The sequence below is a fragment of the Herbidospora sp. RD11066 genome (genome assembly GCF_054661255.1).
Map to the genome: position 1 here is coordinate 1 of NZ_BAAGDO010000094.1, position 288 is coordinate 288.

The window sequence follows — 288 nt, forward strand, 5'->3', positions numbered from 1 at the left end:
GTGTGGACTACCAGGGTATCTAATCCTGTTTGCTCCCCACACTTTCGCGCCTCAGCGTCAGAACCGGTCCAGGTGGCCGCCTTCGCCACCGGTGTTCCTCCCAATATCTACGCATTTCACCGCTACACTGGGAATTCCACCACCCTCTCCCGGTCTCAAGTCTCTCAGTTTCAGAGGCAGTTCCTCGGTTGAGCCGAGGGATTTCACCCCTGACTTAAGAGACCGCCTACGCGCCCTTTACGCCCAATAATTCCGAATAACGCTCGCCCCCTCCGTATTACCGCGGCT

General features: G+C 57.3%; 1 rRNA gene. It reads right to left on the bottom strand.

The features are described from left to right. Positions 1-288, bottom strand: a 16S ribosomal RNA gene (locus tag ACYQ78_RS39435); the annotation flags it as partial.